General features: G+C 38.5%; 18 protein-coding genes and 1 pseudogene. 8 read left to right on the top strand and 11 right to left on the bottom strand.

The features are described 5' to 3' along the window. Positions 1-52 precede the first annotated feature (52 nt). From BLP98_RS08945 to BLP98_RS08995, 11 genes are all read right to left on the bottom strand, one after another. Positions 53-499: a MarR family winged helix-turn-helix transcriptional regulator gene (locus BLP98_RS08945; protein WP_074482961.1), complete on the bottom strand. Its 447-nt coding sequence runs from the start codon at positions 497-499 to the stop codon at positions 53-55. A gap of 110 nt (positions 500-609) precedes the next feature. Further along, positions 610-5,004 carry a PolC-type DNA polymerase III gene (locus tag BLP98_RS08950; protein ID WP_074482962.1) on the bottom strand — a complete coding sequence of 1,465 codons (4,395 nt, stop codon included), beginning with the start codon at positions 5,002-5,004 and terminating at the stop codon, positions 610-612. Between the two features lie 176 nt (positions 5,005-5,180). Then, the gene (locus tag BLP98_RS08955; protein ID WP_142349373.1) at positions 5,181-7,037 is read right to left on the bottom strand and encodes a proline--tRNA ligase; all 1,857 of its coding nucleotides are present in this window, start codon (positions 7,035-7,037) and stop codon (positions 5,181-5,183) included. A gap of 149 nt (positions 7,038-7,186) precedes the next feature. Then, positions 7,187-8,449, bottom strand: a complete 1,263-nt coding sequence (gene rseP, locus BLP98_RS08960) for an RIP metalloprotease RseP (protein ID WP_074482964.1) — start codon at positions 8,447-8,449, stop codon at positions 7,187-7,189. Between the two features lie 94 nt (positions 8,450-8,543). Further along, entirely contained in the window at positions 8,544-9,338 is a 795-nt protein-coding gene (locus tag BLP98_RS08965; protein WP_074482965.1) for a phosphatidate cytidylyltransferase, read from the bottom strand. A 12-nt stretch (positions 9,339-9,350) separates the two neighbouring features. Beyond that, positions 9,351-10,106, bottom strand: a complete 756-nt coding sequence (locus BLP98_RS08970; protein ID WP_074482966.1) for an isoprenyl transferase — start codon at positions 10,104-10,106, stop codon at positions 9,351-9,353. A gap of 134 nt (positions 10,107-10,240) precedes the next feature. After that, complete coding sequence (gene yajC / locus BLP98_RS08975) at positions 10,241-10,585, bottom strand: preprotein translocase subunit YajC (RefSeq protein ID WP_074482967.1); 345 nt, start codon at positions 10,583-10,585, stop codon at positions 10,241-10,243. A 71-nt stretch (positions 10,586-10,656) separates the two neighbouring features. Next, positions 10,657-11,538, bottom strand: coding sequence for a GNAT family N-acetyltransferase (locus tag BLP98_RS08980; protein ID WP_074482968.1), 882 nt, complete (start codon positions 11,536-11,538; stop codon positions 10,657-10,659). Between the two features lie 77 nt (positions 11,539-11,615). Next, on the bottom strand, positions 11,616-12,614 hold the full coding sequence (gene galE / locus BLP98_RS08985; RefSeq protein WP_074482969.1) for a UDP-glucose 4-epimerase GalE: 999 nt from the start codon (positions 12,612-12,614) through the stop codon (positions 11,616-11,618). Positions 12,615-12,625: 11 nt separating this feature from the next. Further along, positions 12,626-14,098: a UDP-glucose--hexose-1-phosphate uridylyltransferase gene (galT, locus tag BLP98_RS08990; protein ID WP_200795921.1), complete on the bottom strand. Its 1,473-nt coding sequence runs from the start codon at positions 14,096-14,098 to the stop codon at positions 12,626-12,628. 19 nt (positions 14,099-14,117) lie between these two features. After that, complete coding sequence (locus tag BLP98_RS08995) at positions 14,118-15,290, bottom strand: galactokinase (protein ID WP_074482971.1); 1,173 nt, start codon at positions 15,288-15,290, stop codon at positions 14,118-14,120. A 152-nt stretch (positions 15,291-15,442) separates the two neighbouring features. Here BLP98_RS08995 and BLP98_RS09000 point away from each other — a divergent pair, with 152 nt between their 5' ends. The 8 genes and pseudogenes from BLP98_RS09000 to BLP98_RS09035 all read left to right on the top strand — a co-directional run. Then, positions 15,443-16,441: a LacI family DNA-binding transcriptional regulator gene (locus BLP98_RS09000; RefSeq protein WP_074482972.1), complete on the top strand. Its 999-nt coding sequence runs from the start codon at positions 15,443-15,445 to the stop codon at positions 16,439-16,441. Between the two features lie 129 nt (positions 16,442-16,570). Then, positions 16,571-17,011, top strand: coding sequence for a YwqH-like family protein (locus BLP98_RS09005; protein WP_074482973.1), 441 nt, complete (start codon positions 16,571-16,573; stop codon positions 17,009-17,011). Positions 17,012-17,019: 8 nt separating this feature from the next. Then, the gene (locus BLP98_RS09010; RefSeq protein WP_074482974.1) at positions 17,020-17,307 is read left to right on the top strand and encodes a hypothetical protein; all 288 of its coding nucleotides are present in this window, start codon (positions 17,020-17,022) and stop codon (positions 17,305-17,307) included. After that, on the top strand, positions 17,304-18,002 hold the full coding sequence (locus tag BLP98_RS09015) for a DUF4176 domain-containing protein (RefSeq protein WP_081341185.1): 699 nt from the start codon (positions 17,304-17,306) through the stop codon (positions 18,000-18,002). Before BLP98_RS09010 ends, BLP98_RS09015 begins: the two co-directional genes overlap by 4 nt. Further along, entirely contained in the window at positions 18,003-19,955 is a 1,953-nt protein-coding gene (locus BLP98_RS09020) for a T7SS effector LXG polymorphic toxin (protein ID WP_074482975.1), read from the top strand. Then, positions 19,952-20,431 (top strand): hypothetical protein, encoded by a 480-nt coding sequence (locus tag BLP98_RS09025; protein WP_074482976.1) that lies wholly within the window; start codon positions 19,952-19,954, stop codon positions 20,429-20,431. The genes BLP98_RS09020 and BLP98_RS09025 overlap by 4 nt, the downstream gene beginning before the upstream one ends. Before the next feature lie 15 nt (positions 20,432-20,446). Next, positions 20,447-21,316, top strand: coding sequence for a DUF4299 family protein (locus tag BLP98_RS09030; RefSeq protein WP_074482977.1), 870 nt, complete (start codon positions 20,447-20,449; stop codon positions 21,314-21,316). Positions 21,317-21,493: 177 nt separating this feature from the next. Further along, positions 21,494-22,263, top strand: a pseudogene (locus BLP98_RS09035) (hypothetical protein); the annotation flags it as partial.

Here is a 22,263-nt window from a genome sequence, read left to right on the forward strand (position 1 = left end):
ATTTATCACTAATTAGTGATTTGTTATTATGTTGTCATTTTATAGTTTATTTTTACTTTTGTAAATTATTTTGCTCACGCGGTTTAAATTTTTTCAGAAGTCGTATTAATTGATCTTGTTCTTCCTCAGTTAAAACTGAAAAAGTCTCTTCAATTTTTGCCATGTGAAGTGGCAAAGCATGCTCAATGACTTGACGACCTACATCAGTCAAACTAACCAGATAAGCACGCTTATCACCCGGACAAGCTTGGCGTACTACCCAGCCTTTTTTCTCCATATTACGAATAACCACTGTCATATTCCCCGAAGTCGCTAGGATACAATCAATTAATTGGCCAACCTTCATCGCTCCTTTGCTATAAAGAACGTCCAAGACTGCAAATTGTGTTTGTGTTAAATCATCTTCCTTGAATGATTCTGACGTTTTAGCATCAATTGTTCGATACGCTTTTCGCAAAACAACCATGGCTTTTACAGCGGTATTTTTGAAATCGCTCATCGCTACCTCTTTCTGCTTTTTTTACATCATATCACTCACTAAGATTTTTGACAAATAGCAGAGCTCAAAAAAGAAGCCCTCACTTTGAGAACTTCTCTAAAATTGGCTTATTAGAAGAAATCGTCGAATAGACTTAATTGGTTATCTTCTGGCATGTTGCCAAGAATTCCCATCTCATCCATTTTATCAACTAATGTTGCTGAGACACCACCGCGTTTACGAAGTTCCATTTTTGATAAGAATTCGCCCTCTTCACGCGCCTTAACAATTTGTTTTGCAACGTTCTCACCAAGACCGTCCATAGCTACAAATGGTGGAATAAGGGTATCACCGTCAATGATGAACTCTGTCGCATCACTGCGGTAAAGGTCAAGCTGACCAAATTTATAACCACGTTCAAGCATTTCATTGACCAACTCGAGTGTTGTGTAAAGGTCAATTTCAACGTTTGAAGCTTCATTATTTTTACGTTTGGTTGAAATCTCAGCCATGCGTTCTTTAACGGCATCAAGACCAGCACTCATTGTCTTGATATCAAAGGCTTTGGCACGAATTGAGAAATAAGCGCAGTAGTAATAAAGTGGGTAGTGAACCTTGAAGTAGGCCACACGAAGGGCCATCAATACGTAGGCTGCCGCGTGGGCTTTCGGGAACATGTACTTGATTTTACCACAAGATTCGATGTACCAATCAGGCACATTATTGTCACGCATCGCTTGAATGTAGCCATTACGTTCCTCATCAGAAATCTTCAACCAGCGTCCCTTACGCACACGTTCCATGATGGTAAAGGCCATTTTCGGATCTAACCCCGCGTGCATGAGGTAAACCATGATATCATCACGACAACCGATAACGGTTTTTAGGGTGGCAATCCCCTCTTTAATCAAGTCTTGGGCATTTCCCAACCAAACGTCGGTACCGTGTGACAATCCTGACAACTGTAGCAATTCTGCAAAGGTTGTTGGGTGGGTTTCCTCAACCATTCCACGAACAAAGTTTGTTCCGAATTCTGGGATACCAAGCATTCCTGTTGGTGTTCCGATTTGTTCAGGCGTAACGCCAAGAACTTCTGTACCTGAGAAAAGTGCCATAACATCTGGATCATCAGCTGGAATATCTTTTGGATCAATACCTGATAAATCTTGCAATTTACGAATCATGGTAGGATCATCATGACCGAGGATATCAAGTTTCAAGACGTTTTCATCGATATCGTGGAAGTTAAAGTGAGTTGTTTGCCATTCAGCCGACAAATCATCGGCTGGATACTGAACTGGTGTAAAGTCATAAACATCCATATAGTTTGGAATAACAACGATACCACCCGGGTGTTGACCCGTTGTACGTTTCACCCCAGCAGCTCCCTGTGCCAAGCGTTCAACTTCTGCTTCTGGGTACATTTTCCCGTAATCACGTTCATAACCTTTAACAAATCCGTAAGCTGTACGGTCAGCGACCGTACCAACGGTTCCGGCACGAAAGGCATATTGTTCTCCAAAAATATCACGAACATCCAAGTGAGCTGACGGTTGGTCATCACCAGAGAAGTTCAAATCGATATCGGGAACCTTATCTCCATCAAATCCAAGGAAAGTTTCAAACGGAATATCGTGTCCATCTTTTTTGTAACGTGTGCCACAGTTTGGGCAATCCTTGTCAGGAAGGTCATAACCAGATCCGACAGAACCATCAGTAATGAATTCTGAATGCTGACAATTTGGGCAGACATAGTGTGGCGGCATTGGGTTAACTTCGGTAATCCCAATCATGGTTGCCACGAAACTTGAACCAACAGATCCACGCGAACCAACCAAGTAACCACGTTTATTGGAACGAATAACCAGCATTTGAGACGCCAAATAAATCACGGCAAATCCATTACCCAAAATTGAGGTCAATTCCTTTTCGATACGTCTGTCGACAATATCCGGTAGAGGGTTACCGTAGATTTCAAAGGCTTTTTGATAAGTCATTTCTGCAACACGCTCTTCTGATTTTTCAAGGAAAGGCGTGTACAAATCTTTTTTAACCACTTCGATTTCTTCGAAACGCTCTGCGAAATCATTGGTGTTCTTAACAACAATTTCATAAGCCAAGTCTTCACCGAGGAAAGAAAATTCGTCTAGCATTTCGTTGGTTGTGCGGAAATGGGCTTTTGGTAATGGAGCTGGCTGAGCATCTTCACCACGTCCAATCGGACGGTTAATCGGTGCCCCTTGTCCCAAACTACGTACAATGATTTCACGGTAAATCTCATCTTCTGGTTCAATGTAATGAACATTTCCGGTTGCAAGCACTGGCTTATTAAGACGACGACCTACTTCAATCAAATCTCGAATAACTTGTCGAATACCCTCTTCGTCTTTAATCGTTCCTTGTGCTAACAGCGGCGCATAAATAGCTGGTGGCATGACTTCGATGAAATCATAATATTTAGCCACTTCAACAGCTTTATCCACACCTGATGTCAAAACTGCATCAAAGACTTCACCCTCAGAACATGCTGTTCCTAGCAAGAGTCCTTCGCGATGAGCATCAAGAACTGTTCTTGGAATACGAGCCACACCTTCAAAATATTTAACATTTGAAAGACTGACAAGCTTGAAGATATTTTTCAGCCCTGTCTGGTTTTGAACATAAATGGTTGCGTGTTTGACACGGGCTTTTTTATATGAGTCTTCAGCCACCAATTTTGTGTTCAAGTCCATCATGTTTGTAAGGCCATGATTTTCACGCGCTTCTTTCAAGAAAATAAAGAGCAAACGACCAGTTGCTTCGGCATCGTAGTTGGCCATGTGGTGGTGTTCTAGCGATACTTGAAAACGTTTGGTCAATGGTCCCAAACCATGACGTTTGTATTCAGGGTAAAGGTTACGAGCTAATTCCAAGGTATCGATGACTGGTTGTGTGATTGTTGGCATGCCATGTCGTTTGTAATTGGCATTCATAAAGCCAACGTCAAAGGTTGCATTGTGGGCAACAAGCACGGTATCTTTACAGAAATCTTGGAACATTTGAAGCACTTGTTCGATTGGTTTTGCATTGCGAACATGATTATCCGTAATCCCTGTCAATTCTGTCGTAAAAGCTGACAAATGGTGACCTGGATTGATGAATTCATCAAATTGCTCAACAATATTACCTTTATACATTTTTGAAGCCGCAATCTGAATCAAATCATTATTAACAGCAGAAAGCCCTGTTGTTTCCACGTCAAATACAACATAAGTTGCTTCATTTAGCTCTAAATCTTCAGGATTGTAAGCAATAGGAACCTTGTCTTCAACAATATTGGCTTCCAGACCAAAAATGGCTTTAATACCGTCTTTACGTGCTCTATGGTAACCATGAGGGAAACTTTGAACATTTCCATGGTCAGTAATAGCAACCGCCTTATGCCCCCATTTAGCAGCTGTATCAATCAACTCTTCAACCGTTGGCAAAGCATCCATGGTTGACATGTTAGTATGGGCATGAAATTCCACACGTTTTTGATCTTCTGGCATCAAATCCTTGCGGTCATGGTGAACAATTTCTTTAACATCTTGCACATTCATTGTCAGTGCATGCGTGAAATTATTATTTTCAATGTTTCCTCGAACACGAAGCCATGATCCTTTAGCAATCATGTCGTATTTTTTCAACTCTTCATCATCTTTTGCCCATTTTTGCATAGCAAAACTTGATGTATAGTCCGTCATTTTGAAATTGATGATGTGACGACCTGTACGAGTTGTTTTCTTCTCAACATCAAAAACCATTCCTTCAAAGACAATGCGGTTCTCTTCTGTTGTGATTTCGACCATCGGAGTGATTTCAGCATTTTCAAAACCAGCACGGCGTTGTTTAGCACGCTCTTTAAAATCAAATTTTGGTTTTGGTGCTTCTTCAACTGGTGGCATTGAGGCTTCAAGAGATTTAACCGCTTCACGATTTTCCTGAACAGCTTTTTCCACCATAGCTTCACGACTAGTTGTAAAATCTTCTCGAAGCGCTTGTGTCATAGCTTCATTTGAAACCATATCAATCATCAAGTTTCCGAAACCAAAGGCCTCAAATTGACGTGCAAGGTTAGGCAAATGATTTTTTCGGAAATGCTCATTATTAACAAAAGCTGGCGCTTCAATCAATAATTTATGACCGTCGTATGACACTTGAAGCTTGCTAAATGAGGCTTTAAAACTAGCACTATTACATGGTGAGTGTTCAAACGCCTCTTCATAATAAGCCTGCAAAAGCGGCTGTGAGAAATCAATTTTTTCAGCCTTGATGTCAAAAGTCGCTGTAATATCTGCTTGCTTAAAGGTATTAACCAAACGATAAGCTAACTCCCGATAAATCTCAATCGGCAAAATCTCTGCAAATAAAAAATGGAATTCCCAAAGGCGGGATACTGAGTGTACTTTAACTTCACGAATATCTGCAGATGAAAAAGCAGAAGATTGTCGCATTTCAAGCGGCATATCGATTTGCTCCATCAATTTTTTAAATAACTCTGACATAAAACGTCAATTACCTCAATTCCAAAATCTAATCTTTTATACTAGGTAAAAAAGAGACAAATGCTACTTTTTCACTTCTTTTATCTATCAATATCGTCTTTCAATTTTATCATAAAAGTGAGCTTTTTTCGAGACAAAACAAAAAGGCCGGAGCTAGATGCCCGACCTTACTATTATTAATTTTCTTTTGTCAAAATTTCAAGTGTTTCAATAAGGTTTTCAGCGTTCACTTCGATTGTATCACCAGTTGCTTTAATTTTAACTTCTACGATACCATCAGCAGCTTTTTTACCAACTGTCACACGAATTGGAAGTCCGATAAGGTCGCTATCTGAGAATTTAGAGCCGACACGTTCGTTACGGTCGTCAACCAATACTTCATAACCTTTTTCAACCAACTCTGCTTCAACTTTAGCTGTCAAAGCTTGTGCTTCTTCATCTTTCACGTTAACTGTGATGACGTGCACATCAAATGGTGCCAATTCTTTAGGGAAGTTAATACCCCATGCAAAGCGGTATGCACCTTTTGGTGTTTTTGAAACAAAGAGACGAGCGTGTTGTTCGATAACAGCTGACAAAATACGGCTAACACCGATACCGTAACATCCCATAATGATTGGCACAGCACGACCGTTTTGGTCAAGGATTGTTGCTCCCATACTTTCTGAGTAGCGAGTACCAAGTTTGAAGATGTGTCCGATTTCGATACCACGAGCGAATTTAAGAACACCTTTACCATCTGGTGAAATTTCACCTTCTTTAACTTCACGAATATCAACGTATTCTGCTTCGAAGTCACGACCTGGGTTAACACCAGTCAAGTGGTAACCATCTTCGTTAGCACCCACAACAGCGTTAGCAACGTCTTGAACTTTGCGGTCAGCAACGATACGAACATTTTCAGGAAGGTTAACTGGGCCAAGTGAACCAAAGTTAGCTCCGAAGACTTTAACAGCATCTTCTTCAGTTGCTGGATCAAGGAAGTCAGCACCAAGGTAGTTTTTCAATTTAACATCGTTAACTTGGTCATTTCCGACAAGAAGAGCAACAACTGGTTCTTTATCAGCGATGAAAAGAAGAGTTTTAATTGTTTGTTCTTCATCAACATTCAAGAAAGCAGCTACTTCATCGATTGATTTACAGTTAGGTGTTTCTACACGTTTAACATCTTCTTGAGCCACAACTTTTGTTGATGGTTTGTATTCATTACTTGCCATTTCAAGGTTAGCAGCGTAACTTGACTCTGTTGAGTAAGCAACTGTATCTTCACCTGAAACCAACCATGATGACAATTCTTTTTTGATGTCTTCTAAAACATCAGCTGGAATTTCATCGATTGATGCAATTGATTTATCAAGAACAACCCAACGGTCAAGATCTGTACGATCTGGAGTGATAGCCATAAACTCTTGAGAGTCTTTACCACCCATAGCACCACCATCACCGATGATACCTTTGAAATCAAGTCCTGCTCGTGTGAATACTGCTTCATAGGCTTTGCGGTATTGTTCGTAAGTTTCGTCCAATCCTTCGTAGTCTGCGTGGAAACTGTAACCATCTTTCATGATAAATTCACGTGTACGAAGAAGTCCGTTACGAGGACGTTTTTCATCACGGTATTTAGATTGGATTTGGTAAAGGTTTAATGGCAATTGTTTGTATGATTTAACCGCATCACGAACAAGGCTTGTAAATGTTTCTTCGTGTGTTGGACCAAGGATAAAGTCTGATTTATCACGGTTTTTAAGTTTATAAAGGTCTTCACCGTATGTTTCGTAACGACCTGATTCACGCCAAAGATCAGCATTCAAAAGTGCTGGTGCAAGCATTTCAACAGCACCAATTTTTTCAAACTCTTCACGCATGATTTTTTTGAATTTTTCAATGGTACGGTTAGCAAGTGGTAGGTAAGCATAGATACCTGCAGACACTTGACGAACATAACCTGCACGAACCATAAGAGCATGACTAATAACTTGAGCGTCGCTTGGCATTTCGCGAAGCGTTGGGATAAGCATTTGTGATTGTTTCATAATAAAATATTGCGGTCAAATCATGAAAATAAGTAAGCTGCTTTAAAAACAAGTAGCTCACTTATGCCCATAATTTAGGAAAGACCGTGTCAATTCCTTTCTAAAAAATGTGTATTTATATTTAAAATGATGTACTAAATGAATTAAATTTAGAAGAAAACTCGCATGATATCATTCCAAGTCACAGCTACCATCAAAATAATCATGATGACAACCCCAACTAGAGTGATATAAGTTTCCGTTTCTTGTTTGAGTGGTTTGCGACGAACAATCTCAATGAGGTTTATCAAGATTTTTCCGCCATCTAAAGCTGGAATTGGAATTAAGTTTACAATTCCAAGGTTGATTGACAAAACAGCAAGCAAATTAATCACCGATGTCAATCCGTAAGAAGCTGCTTGACTTGAAGCTTGGTACATGGCAACAGGTCCACCTAGTTTATCCAAACTAAAGTTTGACACAATACCTTTTAAAGCATTTAAAATCAGCATGGCACTTTGCCAAGACATCTGGAAGCCACCAGTAATCTTGTCCCAAAAGCCTGTTTTCAAATACGAAGAGACACCGATGAGATAGCTACCATTACTTTTTACAGGTTTAACATCTAAAGTTTTCGTTTTTCCTGATGTATCTTTTACCTTAACAGAAATAGTAGCATCTTTTGAAATGCCCTTGGTTGACTTGGCAACGGCCTCAGTCAATTCTGACCAATTTGAGACTTTGTAATTTCCAACAGCTAAGACCTTGTCTCCATCTCTAACCCCTGCAGCTTGCATGGCACCACCATCAGTTACACGAATAGCATTTGTCGCTGTATTCGGGACACCACCTTGCATAAAGACAAGTAAGATAAAGGCTAAAGTTCCCAGAATAAAATTATTCATAGGACCAGCAAAGTTTGTCATTAAACGACCCCAGACAGTTGCATTTTGATATTGCACATCAAGAGGCGCAATGCGAATTTCTGTACCATCTTCTTCAACAATTGTTGCGTCATGATGAACAGCATAGGTCTTTTGCTCATCCAGAACTAAGCCTGTGATTTCAAGTTTATCTTCCAAATCGTAAGATATCACATTCATCGGAAGAGCTGTATTGTCTAATTGTTTTTGTGACAAATTAATGCGTGTGACTAGTCCATCTTTGTTCAAAGTCAAACTAGCCGGCGTACCCGTTTTGATTTCAGTAGTATCGTCACCCCAACCAGCCATTCGCACATAACCACCTAAAGGAAGAATACGAAAAGTATAAGCTGTACCTTCTTTGTCAAAATGTGAAAAGATTTTCGGGCCCATTCCGATAGAGAATTCTCTCACCAAGATACCTGCTTTTTTAGCAAAATACAGATGACCAAATTCGTGGACAATAACTAAAATTCCAAAAACAATAATAAAGGTTAAAATTCCGAGCATTTTGCTCCTCTCTATACCAGTAACATTATTATCCTAATAACCATTCACTAGTAAGCAAACTCCAAAAGTTTGTGGCAATTGCCAAACAACTCAATTAGAAAAGACCAAATAGATGCATAATTGGGAAAACAAAAATCATTGAATCAAAGCGGTCTAAGATACCACCATGACCAGGAATCAGTTTTCCAGAATCTTTAACACCAAAGTGACGTTTAATAGCACTTTCAACCAAATCACCGAATTGACCAAAAATACTAAACAAGATGACGTAAATAAACATAGCAAATAGATTGTGCGGTGCATATACAGCTTTGTCAATTAACATAAAAATTAATGAAACGACAACAGCACAAGCAATACCACCTAGGCTACCTTCGATTGTTTTATTCGGAGAAACTTTCGGCAACAACTTACGTTGACCAAATCGACGACCAATCATATAAGCACCAATATCAGTTGCCCACACAATAAACAAAGCAAAGAGCACTTTGTCTAAGCCACCCATGCGAGCATTGACCAAATTTTGGAAACCAATACCAACATAAAGGCTAGCTGCGATTGGATAAGAGACATCATCAAATGAATACTCATCACTATTGATAACTGTTCCTGCCAAAAGCAAGAAAACTAGCAAACCATAGACAGCAAAATTAGAATCTATGGGTAGTGATGTAAAGTAGTTATCCAAAGGCACTGTCAAAACAAAAGCACCTAACATTGCTAAAACACCCTCAATTGAGAAAAATTCGAGATGTTTCATGCGTAACATTTCTGCCACACCAATCATTGCTAAAAAGCCTACGAAAATTTGGAACGGTAGACCCCCATGCAATAGAAAAGGCAGCATAATCAATAAGGCAATTGCCCCCCAAATCACACGTTGTTTCATGATATTTCCTTTCTAGATTCCACCAAAACGGCGATGACGTCGATTGTATTCGGCAATCGCCTTAATCAACTCGTCTTTTTTGAAATCAGGCCATAAAACTGGTGTGAAATAAAATTCACTATATGCTGATTGCCATGGTAGAAAATTACTAAGACGAAGTTCTCCACTTGTACGAATAATCAAATCCGGATCACGATACAAATACGGCAAATGATTAGTCATCAAGTGATTGGCAATTACATCTTCTGTAATATCATCTGGACTAATTTTAGCTTCAAGCACTTCTTGTGCAATATTTTTAACCGCTTCTGTGATTTCTAAACGGCCACCATAGTTCAAGGCAAAATTCAAAATAAGTCCAGAATTATGTTTAGTTTGTTCACAAGCACGTTTCATAGCATCAAAAGTAGCTTGCGGTAGACGATATGTCTCACCAATCACTTGTACTCTAACGTTATTGGCATCTAATTCAGGAACATATTTGTCGAAGAACTCAACCGGTAAGTTCATGATGAACTTGACTTCGTCCTCGGGTCGTGACCAATTTTCTGTTGAGAAAGCATAGACAGTCAAAACTTTTACACCAAGTTCTGAACAAGCAATCGTCACGTCTTGCAAAGCATCCATACCAGCCTTGTGTCCCATGACACGTGGTTGCATGCGTTTTTTGGCCCAACGACCATTACCATCCATAATAATTCCAATATGATTAGGAATTTTGTCTAGGCTGACAGCCTCTTCTTTTTTTCTAAATTTAAATTTAAACATACAATTTCCTTAAAAGCATACTCATCATAATATTTTACCATAAAATAGCCATTTTTTCTCTACTTAATTGGTGGCTTTTAGGGAATATTGGCATAAAAAAAGCCAGATGATTTCTCATCTGGAAATTTCTATTATTAATCTTTGCTTTCAACAGCTGTGTCTTCGGCTGTTTCTTGGTTATCTTCAACAGCTTCTTCAACAAGAGCAGTTTCAACAACTTCTTGTTCAGCTCTGTTAACAACACGTTTCAAAGCACCTAATTCAAATGTTAAATAAACACCATCGATGTCCAAAACCATTTTTTGGTTAGCTGTGTCAACTTCGTCAACAACACCATAAAGACCACCGATTGTTACGATTTCATCACCTTTTTGCAATGCTTTAAGTTGATCTTGACGGGCTTGTGCTTGTTTCTTTTGAGAACGTTGCATGAACCAAATCAAACCAACCATAACGAGCAACATAATAACTGTTGGCATAAGAATCCTCCATAAATATAAGCTTAATGACAACTATACCAAATTCCCCTTGACAACGCAAGAAATGACCGTTAAATCTCCCAAAGTTTACTAGCGTCAGTCACCTTAGCGTAGACAACCTGCGTTTGTTCTTCAAAACCTAAACTTTCATAAAGACGTTTAGCTGCTAAATTATCTGATTCAACCGCAATTTGAAAGACCTTCTCATTTTCAGCTAACAGGCTATTGATAAGCACTTTCATAAAATAAGTCCCAATCCCTTGACCACGGTAGCCTTCGGCAACTACTAAGCCATAAAGGTAATTGTAAGTCGTGCTAAAATCCACCGTGCAAGAAGCAACAACTTTGTCATCTTTCATCACAATATAAAGTTTTTCAGTCTCATCAACTAGAGCTTCTTTGGCATAGCGCAGTGCAACCTCATAAGGATCTCCAAAAGCTTTTGCTTGAAAGTCTGCAATCGCTTCAAGGTGTTCTCTACTAGCTTTGATGACCGACAAATCGTCACGCTTTTCAAGCAAATAGGCTTTTCGTTGTCGACTAAGCCAATACTCAAAATCATCTTCTAAAGTCATGCCAAGATTAGCCAGCACATCTGGGTGTTTTGCTAAGAAAGATTGCTCCGACATTACTGTAAAACTCAACTGATACTCTTTCATGGTTTCACGGAAAACACGAAATAATTGCTTAGCATATCCTAGACGGCGATAGTTTGGGTGAACCAAAATAGCAAGTTCTGCCTCGTCTGGCTCATCAGCATAGACTGTCAACACCCCCACAAGTTGATTCTTCTCATAAGCTAAAAAGAAAGCTGGCATCTCCTGATCAAAATTGAGATTATTCGATAAATACGGGATGCGGTGAGTCCCATCAAAAGTCTGAACTTCTTTGATTAATGCTTCTACCTGTAATTTTTGCTCTTTATCTAAACAAGGTGTCTTAATTATTGACATCATCTTTTTCCTTTTTCTAGCACATCCTCATGATGCACAAAAAACCTGAGGCACTTGCCTCAGACTATAATCATTTATTAACGGTCATTGTATCCGTTTGGATGACTTGAATGCCATGCCCAAGCAGAAGCAATAATTTTTTCAATATCATCAAATTGTGGTTTCCAACCAAGAATTTCACGCGCTTTATCTGATGACGCAATAAGGGTATCTGGGTCACCAGGACGACGGTCAGCAAGTTCTGCAGGAATTTCTTTACCCGTTACTTTACGAGCTGCTTCAAGGATTTGAAGGTTTGAAAAACCAGTGGAAGAACCTAGGTTAAAGGCTGTTGATGGGTTACCTTCGCGAAGATATTTTACAGCAAGTAAATGAGCATCTGCCAAGTCAAATGGGTGAACGTAGTCACGCACATTTGTACCATCCGGTGTGTTGTAATCATTACCGAAAATCATGATTTTTTCACGAACACCTTGTGCCACTTGCAAGATAATTGGCAACAAGTGTGTTTCTGGTCCATGATCTTCACCGATAGAACCATCTGGTTTAGCACCAGCCACGTTAAAGTAACGAAGTGGAACAAATTTAATGCCGTAAGCTTGGTCAGACCATTTCATGATTGTTTCCATCATGAGTTTACTTTCACCGTATGGATTGATTGGACGTTGAGGTGTTGTTTCCTTAATTGGAAGTTCATCTGGAATACCATAAGTTGCTGCAGTTGATGAGAAGACAATGTATTTAACACCAAATTCATTCATCACTTCAAGCAATTTAATCATACCAGCAGTGTTGTTATCGAAATATTTAAGTGGTTTTTCCATTGATTCAGCAACCAATGAATAAGCAGCAAAGTGAATCACAGCATCAATGTCTGGATTTTCTGTAAAGACTTTGCGCATGAAATCTTGATCAGCAAGATCGCCTTGATAGAATGTTGCATCAGGATGAACCGCTGCACGGTGGCCTGTTACCAAACTATCGACAACAACAACTTTTTCTTCACCTTTTTCAATTAAACGATCAACCATGTGAGAGCCAATGTAACCAGCCCCACCAAGCACTAAAATTGACATTTATTTTTCTCCTATTCTAACCCCACGCTGTTCACAAAGCGCATAAAGGCTTCTCTTCCTTTTTCATCACGTTTGTAAACACCTGCATCTTCTAAAACGCGAACAAAAACGCGGCCGACTTCTTCTTGTACGATATCATGTACGCTATCAGTCGTGATATCCGAACGTTTTTTTATCTCATCTGCCCAATCCTTATGATAGGCAGCGATTTCATTATACTGGTTCAAAAGATATTTTTCAACTTCTAGCAGTTCATTTTTGAGACGAGGTGGCAAAATAGCTAAGCCCATTACCTCAATTAGTCCAATATTTTCCTTTTTAATGTGTTGCACATCAGCATGTGGATGATAAACACCATCAGGAAATTCAGCAGTGGTGTGATTGTCGCGAAGAACGATATCTAGTTCAAATTGCCCATCACGTTTACGCGCAATCGGAGTCACTGTGTGGTGTGGCGTATCGCCTGTATAAGCCACCACATCAACACTCGCGTCAGAATAATCTCGCCAAGCTAAACGAATTTTTTCAGCCAATTCAACTAAACGAATTTTGTCTTTACTACGAAGGCGAATGACTGACATTGGCCATTTGACGATACCAGCTGTCACATCAGAAAAGCCTTTAAAATGAAATTCATTGTCCAGCTCTGCTATTTCCATCGGAAAGACATGTCGTCCTCCTTGGTAGTGATTGTGAGTTAAAATTGACCCACCAACAATCGGCAAGTCGGCATTTGACCCAGCAAAATAACCTGGGAAAATATCGACAATATCTAAGAGCTGTTCAAAGGTATCTTTGCTGATAACCATCGGAACATGCTCAGTATTTAAAATAATACAATGTTCGTTGAAGTAAGCATAAGGCGAATATTGGAAACCCCATTTTTCATCACCTAAATTTAAGCGAATGATACGGTGATTAGCACGCGCTGGATGATTAAGGCGACCTTGATAGCCTTCATTTTCCATACATAACTGACATTTTGGATAAGAAGATGCCTTAGTTAACTTAGCTGCAGCAATAGCCTTGGGATCTTTTTCAGGTTTTGATAAATTGATGGTAATTTGAATATCACCGTACTGTGACGGCACAGTAAAAGCGATATTTTTAGCGATTGCGGCTACTTTAATGTAGTCATTTCGTTTGCTGAGATCGTAAAAATCTGCGACAGCTTGTTGAGGAGATTGAACATAAGTGTCCCAGAACTTACGATTTACCTGACTTGGGACAGGAGTGATAAAGTTCATCAATTCAGCACCCAAGCAATCTCTTTCAGCCATTAAGTCACCAACCTTGCCATTTTTCACAGCTAGGTTAACCAGTTCTTCTTTGAGAGCAATTAGTTCTGTTTCTTTAGTTTCTTGCTCTGCACCTTCCTCGCCCACAAGGGCAAGGATTCGGTTACGCAAGTAAAACATATCATCTTCAGTATAGTCGCTAGCTTCAATTATTTTCGCGACAAAAGTATCTAAAAGTTTCATGATTTTATCTTCTTTTTATTCTTTATTTTCGTGAAAGGACACGTGAACCACCAGCAATTTCAGCGATGTAAAAGGCTGGCGCATATCCAATAGTTTCAGTGTAAACTTGTCCAACAGTTTTAGTAAATTCATCTACTTTGTCTTTAGCAACAATAGCAATACCACAACCACCAAAGCCCGCTCCTGTCATACGAGCTCCAAGAACTCCTTCTTGTTGCCAAGCGGTATGAGCAAGGGTATCTAACTCGATACCAGTAACTTCATAATCGTGTTCAAGTGAGACGTGAGACGCATTAACCAAACGACCGAATTTTTCAAGTTCACCTGCCATCAAAGCTTCTTTAGCTTGAAGGGTACGTTGATTTTCCCAAACTGCGTGACGAGCACGTTTGAGACGATTTTCATCTTTAATGAGATAACTGTACTCATCAAAAGCTTGCAAATCCAATTCACCAAGTGTCTTGATATCAAGCACTTGATTCAATTCTTCAACAGCTTTTTCACATTCAGCACGGCGTTCGTTGTATTTTGAATCAGCCAATTCACGACGTTTGTTCGTATTCATGATGACAATAACATTGTCACCAAGGTCAAGTGGAACAAGGTCATATTCTAACGTATTAGTATCAAGGTAAATGGCTTGTTTATCAGCTCCCATACCAATAGCAAATTGGTCCATAATTCCTGAATTCACACCGATGAAGTCATTTTCAGTTTGTTTACCAATTTTTACTAAGTCAAGGCGGTCTAATTTTAGGTCAAATAATTCTTCAGCGACAATTCCTACCAAAAGTTCAAGCGAAGCTGATGATGACAAGCCTGAACCATTTGGAATATTACCGTTAACATAAAGCTCAAACCCATTATCAATGGTGTGCCCTGCTTCTTTCAAGAATTTAATGACACCTTTTGGATAATTTGTCCAACTATCTTTTTTATCAAAGACAAGATGATCAAGATCCACGTCAATAATACCTAATTCATCAAAGTTTGCTGAGTAAAAACGAAAAGTTTTATCATCACGTTTTCGAGCAGCACCATATGTTCCAAGAGTGATAGCTGCTGGAAAAACATGACCACCATTGTAGTCCGTATGTTCACCAATTAGATTAATACGACCTGGTGAGAAAAATGTAGCATCGGCTTCTGTTCCAAAAACATTAGTAAAAGCTTGATTAAGTTCTTTCGTATTCATGAGGGTCTCCTTTTTTCTTGCTTTATTATGATTACGGTTTCATTTTACTGCCTTAGTTAAAACAAGTCAATGATATTTACTAAAGTTTTACTTAAAAGTTTTATTTTTCCTAATGATGTGATATAATACTATCAAGAAAGAAGGGAAGACCTATGGCTACATTAAAAGATATCGCAAAGTTAGCAAATGTTTCATCCGCAACTGTCTCACGAGTACTGAATAAAGATAAAACCCTCTCAGTCGGTGAGGAAACAAGACACCGTATTTTGACCGTTGCTGAAGAGTTAGGTTACGAAAAACACAAACGCAGCACCAACGCTATGCAAGAACGTCAAAAGATTGCTATCGTTCAATGGTATAGCGAACAAGAAGAACTAAATGATCTTTACTACTATAGTATTCGTATCGGTCTTGAAAAACGCGCCCAAGAATTAGGCTATGATGTCGTGCGTTATTTTAATAATGATATTTTGACAATTTCAGAAAATGTCAGTGGCATTATTGCCATTGGTAAATTTTCAAGTGAACAAATTAACCGCCTCGAAACTCTTTCTAAAAACCTGGTTTTCGTTGACAGTGACACTTTAAACGCTGGCCACCCTTGCGTTACAACTGATTTTGATAATGCCGTTGTGAAAGTTCTTGATTACTTCATGCAAAAAGGATTTACTAAAATCGGAATGATTGCTGGTGAAGAACGTACAACTGACCAAAAAGAACTCATTGTTGACCAACGCTTCCGTACTTTTAAGAACTACGCCTATGAAAATAACCTCTACAACCCTGACTATGTCTTTGTAGGAGATTTTTCAGCGCCTTCAGGATATGCCTTAATGAAAAAAGCCATCACTGAACTAGGTGATGACCTCCCACAAGCTTTCTTTGTTGCCAACGACACTTTAGCCATTGGTGCCCTTCGTGCCCTTCAAGAAGCTAACATCGCCGTGCCTGACCGCGTCAGCCTCATTTCTTTCAATGATACTGCCTTGACTAAACAAGTCTTTCCTGCTCTTTCAAGTATCACCGTTTATACCGAAGAAATGGGACGCACAGCCGTAGATATCTTAAATCATCAACTGATCAAACGTCATACCGTCCCAACCATGACACGACTCGCAACCACATTAACCCTTCGCGAAAGTACGAAATAATACACTATCTAAACGCTCTCTGCTGAGGGCGCTTTTTTTATTTTTTAAACTAAAAGTTATCTAAAAATTAAAATTAAAAAAGAAAATATGGTATAATCTAGGGTAAAAATGGGAATTAGGAGATATTTTATGGAGAAGTCATTTAACGATGAAGTTCAAAGGCAGAAAAATAATGCTGTCAACCGTGCTCTCGCTACTACTTTTCAGCAAAGAGCCAATGAACTTCAATCGACCTATAATGCTAAACAAGAAGAAATTGAGCGTTTAAAAGCCGCAAAATCTTCATTAAAAACTGCCATCACTTCTTACAAAGAAGTCAAAAAATCTATCAACTCAACCCTTGTTGATAATATGGATAATGCCAACTTCAAGGGAAGTATTCGAACAACATTTGATGGTCATGCAACAACGATTGTATCTGATATTACGTCAGACATCAGCACTCATAAAGCTAATGTGGACACATTGACTAACGAAATTCAAAAACGTCAAGCATCGCAAAATTCTCTCAGCGGTCTGATTAGCGCCTTTAATAAATCAGCTAGCGATTGCCTAGCTTTAATTCGTTGAGGTGCTTTATGGTAAAAGTTAGTCTTGATGAAAAGAATTGGAAAAGCCTCGTTTCTACGGCGGCTAATGGCATTTCAGATATTGAAGACATTAAGGTTTCTTCTATTGGTAAGACAACCTTAACACGTTTTAAAACCTTTGTTGATATTGAAAATAACTTCAACACGACTTTAGAACACTTCAAAACATATTCTGCAGCAAATGCTAAAAAAATGACCAAAGTAGCTGATAAGATTGTCGCAGAAGATAAAAAAGCTGCTAATCAAATTAAGAAGAATACGGTTAGGTTTAAATGATGAATGAAGATTTGAATACAATTTTTACTAAGCTTTTGTCAGAAAACGATGCGCTTTCTGACTTGGTAACAGATGACTTAATACAATTTGGGACATACGTTGGGGGACAATTAGATATTCTTAGAGAATGCTACATAGCTTTTTGTCAAAATCAAGAAAGCTACGTCTATCAAGCATTTTTAGGTGCCCCTATCGAAATAAACTTTCATTATAAAGAAGATAATGTTATTATCACACGTGATAAACAATATAAAATCACCCTGTCTTTGGAAAACTTTCTCATTTTTATGGGATTGATTGACTTAGTTTACAGCAAGATTCTGCCACTAGGAAGTGTTGTCGAACTTGATACGCGACTCTTTCCAGATCAACTCAGAGAAATGTTCTCACATACTCCTGGAGCAAAGGTGATTATCACAGGTCGCAAACTACCTGTTGCTGATAGCATCGGAAATTACGTCGTTGATTATCAAGCGCAGCTATGGCCGCTTGGCGGCTTCCCACCAATCACTCCAATGACAATCACAAACATGATGATTGGAAAGGTCGTTGCGCGTGGTTATGAAGACGACTACGAAAAATCATTTAGTCAAAAATTAAAACAAACACAGCTTCAAGAAAAACGTTTATCAACGTCATTTATGACAAAAAACGAAGCTTATGCTTTCCTCAAAAAAGCTGGGGGAGGTGACTAGATGGGATTTCACGTTGACCTCGAAGAACTCCACAAGGCTGCTAACAAACTCAATCAAGAAGCCAGCCGAATAGAGACACAATTAACAGACGCAAAAAATAGCGTCAACAAAATCATCACATCTGAAGCTCTCCAAGGAAAGACCGGACAAGCTATCTACCAACAACTGAACAACGTTGATGCTGCTGTCCTTGTTGGTTTAGCAGATACATCAAAAGTCATGGCTAGTGAGTTTTCAAGTCTGCTATCAAGCTTTCACTCAAGCATCGGAGAAACTTCAAATAGCGCAGTACTAGACGAAGATTATCTCAATCAACTAAAAGATAATCTAAACAATTTCAAAAACCAACATGGAGCGCAAGAGGAGAATATTTCTAGCATCTATGCTAGTATTAGTGATTTAATCTCACTATCAGGTCCTCAGAGTAACTACGATGCAGATAGCGACACCGCAAGCCAGCTCCTAAGCACGACGATTGATAAAGTCACAAGTTTTGATAGTAGTGGAACTGCACCTACTTCTGCTGACTTGCTTGCTGCCATTGATACAGAAGTTAATCAAGTTAGCCAGACTACTGATTTACCATACACCGACAGCCAGTACCTTAGCTTTATCAGTGATGTCAATTTCGCTAAAGGCATCAAATCTGTCGACAAACAACTCACAGAACAAGAAAAACTAGCTAAAGAACAAGCTGAGCAAAAAGCCAAAAAAGACTGGGCTAAGCATCATCCAGTTGAAGCTTTATTACAAAACGTCAATGACGAAACCACAAAATTATTCAAATGGGCTAACCAAGAGGTTCAAGACTTTAATTTGAATGTTCCTGGGGCTAATTATGTCAAAGACCAAATCTCTCTACGTCTAGGTTTCATATCAAAAGCTTGTGAAACTATAGGAGATTTAGCTCTGGGTGCCGCCCAGATTAGTCACCTGACTGTCGAAAGCATCCAATGGGGTGGCAATACCTTATTTAAGCAAAAAACACCTCAATGGATTAAAGATGATGTGACAAGTGCTGGGATGACTATCCTTACCACAGATATTTTCATCAAACAACTCCAACACGGCGATATCGATGCTTGGAAAGCCGTTTATAAAGGCATTGAAAATTCTGCCAGCCAAGTATTTCATAATATCACCTCAGGAAACACTTTTGAAATCGGTGGCTACCTCTTCGATGTCGCCACACTTGTCGGCCCTGCTGCTGTTGGCAAACTCAAATACGTCGACGAAGCAAGCAACCTCGCTAAACTCGCCAAAACCGAGGAAGTCGCCTCAACCGTTGGTAAAGTTGAAGATGGGGTGAAGGTTGGACAGTCAACTTATGAAATCATCCAACAAAAACTCATTGAACATAATACAACTATGGCAAATTTCAACAGGTTGCGTGCTACTCGTGTTGTAGATATGACCCAAGCTGAATATGATATGATGGTTGATATTCGGAATGCCATTCCACATCCAACAAGCCAAACTGTCATGCAAAAAATTATTCCAATCGAAGAGGCGGATAATTATTTCGGAGAAAATGCTTGGGGAATTAGGGGATATATTACCAAACGAGAAGATGTCACTAATATCACTAATATTGAAGAAGCCGTTAAAGGTTTACGTTTAGATTATGACGGTTCAAAATTTGTTGATGCTGATGGTAATATTATTACTAGTGGCTATGTTCGTATTGAATTTCAAACCGAAGATACAGAGTATATAAATATTCCATTAGGAGAGCATAATGGAGTCGGTTTAGATCCAGACCCTGCAACAGGAAATGGTTTTACTAAATCCACAAAATATTCAATACCAGAATATAACATTAATTCAAATAATCGAGAAGGAATCCATCTATTAGAAGGCGCTAAAATGTTTTTAAATATTGATGGAAATGAAATTTTAGTTGGTATATCTGACAATAATGGAGTTTTTAATTATATCGGAGGAATAGAATGAACAAAAATTTTATAGTACATAATGGTAAAGCCATTTCTGGTTACAGCACAGATGGCAATAATTATTTTTTAGTTTCAGATAGTAAAGAATCACTAAAAGAGGGGTATAAAGCAATAAAAGAAGAAATTATTGTATACCAAAATTACAATACTGGAGAAATAGAGAAAGGGTATCTAGTCACTTATAAAAAATTAATACCCAAAAACGAAATCGAAAAAAAATACCGTATCACTGATACTGCATTAATCAATGGAAGAGAATGTGAAATCTTCCAATCAAGTGACGATAATTTTGATCAACCTGACTCATGGATTACTATTGTTACTGATGATGTGGAGTTTTTAAAAGCAAATAATATCTGGGAGGGCGCTGAAGTTGTAGATAATCAATACGGCCACCGTTTCTACCACTCTTCTCGAATCCCTGTCAGTGAGGTTACAATTTTAAGGACAAGAAAAGATTTACCAATTGACTAGAGAAAGGACATCGTATTGGAATCAATTATTTTTACAATTAACAGCGATAAGATATTAACTATTGGAGATTTACTTCAAAGTGACATTTTTGAATGTATAAGCGTTGCTGCAAAAGATGCACAAAATACACCAAGTGCAAATTCTAAAATTTCACTTTTCCAATCTGTTCTTTTTGCAGTAAAAGGAAAATCAACATTTGGCTTTCGCCTTTCTTATGAAAGCTCTGAATATCAGCTTTCAATTTCAGAGTTAGCAACACCTTCTGATTGGACTGGTGCTTTAATGTTTTTAAACATGTTACTGGTGACTCTTGAGGTGAATACTGTACAAAGTCAAGGAAAAACATTTACACGTGATAGTATTTTAAACTACCGTTTCACACCTGTTCTTTTAAAAGCTATTAGTAAATTAGTAAAAGAACTTCAAGTTCACTCAGGTGTCCAATTATCAGGTATTAGACGACCTATTTTTATTAATCAGAATTACTTTGGACAAATTATTAATGTTCCTGATGACCAATTTTTGGATAGTTATGATAAACGACTAGGGCTGACCCAACAAATTAATGCTTATTTTTCAGAGCAACAAGTTTTTAAAATTGAACAAAACAACGATGAATTCATCCTTCCTGTCAATTATCTTAATAGCGAAGTGTTAACTGTTTTACCTGCAACACCTGAGTTAACATTTCAACATCAGAAACAGTACCAAGGTAAAAAAATGTTAACTCCACGTTTATTTATCATGGATACCAAAGGAAAAAAGCTTGCTGATGTTGGTTACGAAGAATTCTTAACATCATTAACTGATGGTATTTTTATGGTAGATGCCAAATCTGTTGCAGTTAAGCCACTGTCCAAAGAAAAAATCAATAGCTTACAATAAACTTTTCATAATATATATTTAGGCGCACAATGCGCCTATTTCTATAATCCTTTCTAAACAACCATTGACCAACTGGCCCTTGGAGCTGTTCAACTTGGCCAACTAGCTTTCGAAGGAATTGAATGGGGCGCAAGTCCCCTATTTAACCTAAAAACACCTCAATGGGTTAAAGATGATGTGACAAGTGCTGGAATGGCTATCCTTACCACAGATATTTTCATCAAACAACTCCAACACGGCGATATAGATGCTTGGAAAGCCGTTTATAAAGGCATTGAAAATTCTGCCAGCCAAGTATTTCATAATATCACCTCAGGAAACACTTTTGAAATCGGTGGCTACCTCTTCGATGTCGCCACACTTGTCGGCCCTGCTGCTGTTGGCAAACTCAAATACGTCGACGAAGCAAGCAACCTCGCTAAACTCGCCAAAACCGAGGAAGTCGCCTCAACCGTTGGTAAAGTTGAAGATGGGGTGAAAGTTTCTAAATTTGATAAATTGTTTGGGAAATTAAACAAAAAGAATATAAAATCTGTTACTTTTAATAATACAAAGACAATAAATAAAATAGATTTTGTAGTAACTGACATTAACGACTCAAAAGCCTTATCAATTCCTAAACAATTAAATGGCTATGAAGAATATGCTAATTTTCTTAAAGAGGTTGGAGATAGCAATCTATCACTAGAAGAAAAGGTAGAGAATCTACAAAAAGCATACTATCGTATTCAAGATAAAACCGATATTCAAGTGCCTATTCATGCTAGATATGTTAAATCAATTGAAAACGGTAGAGTAAATTATGATTGGCTAGGGAAGTTCGGTTTCCAAGAAGATTCTATTCAGGCAATCACACGAGAATCAGGATTGCCAGATATTTGGGAACGTTCAGGTTACATGGGAGGTGAAAACTTTTCTGATTTACCTCAAACTGGTCCTTATACAAA

It is taken from the genome of Streptococcus equinus (genome assembly GCF_900104225.1).
In the GTDB taxonomy this organism is placed as follows: Bacteria; Bacillota; Bacilli; order Lactobacillales; family Streptococcaceae; genus Streptococcus; species Streptococcus equinus_D.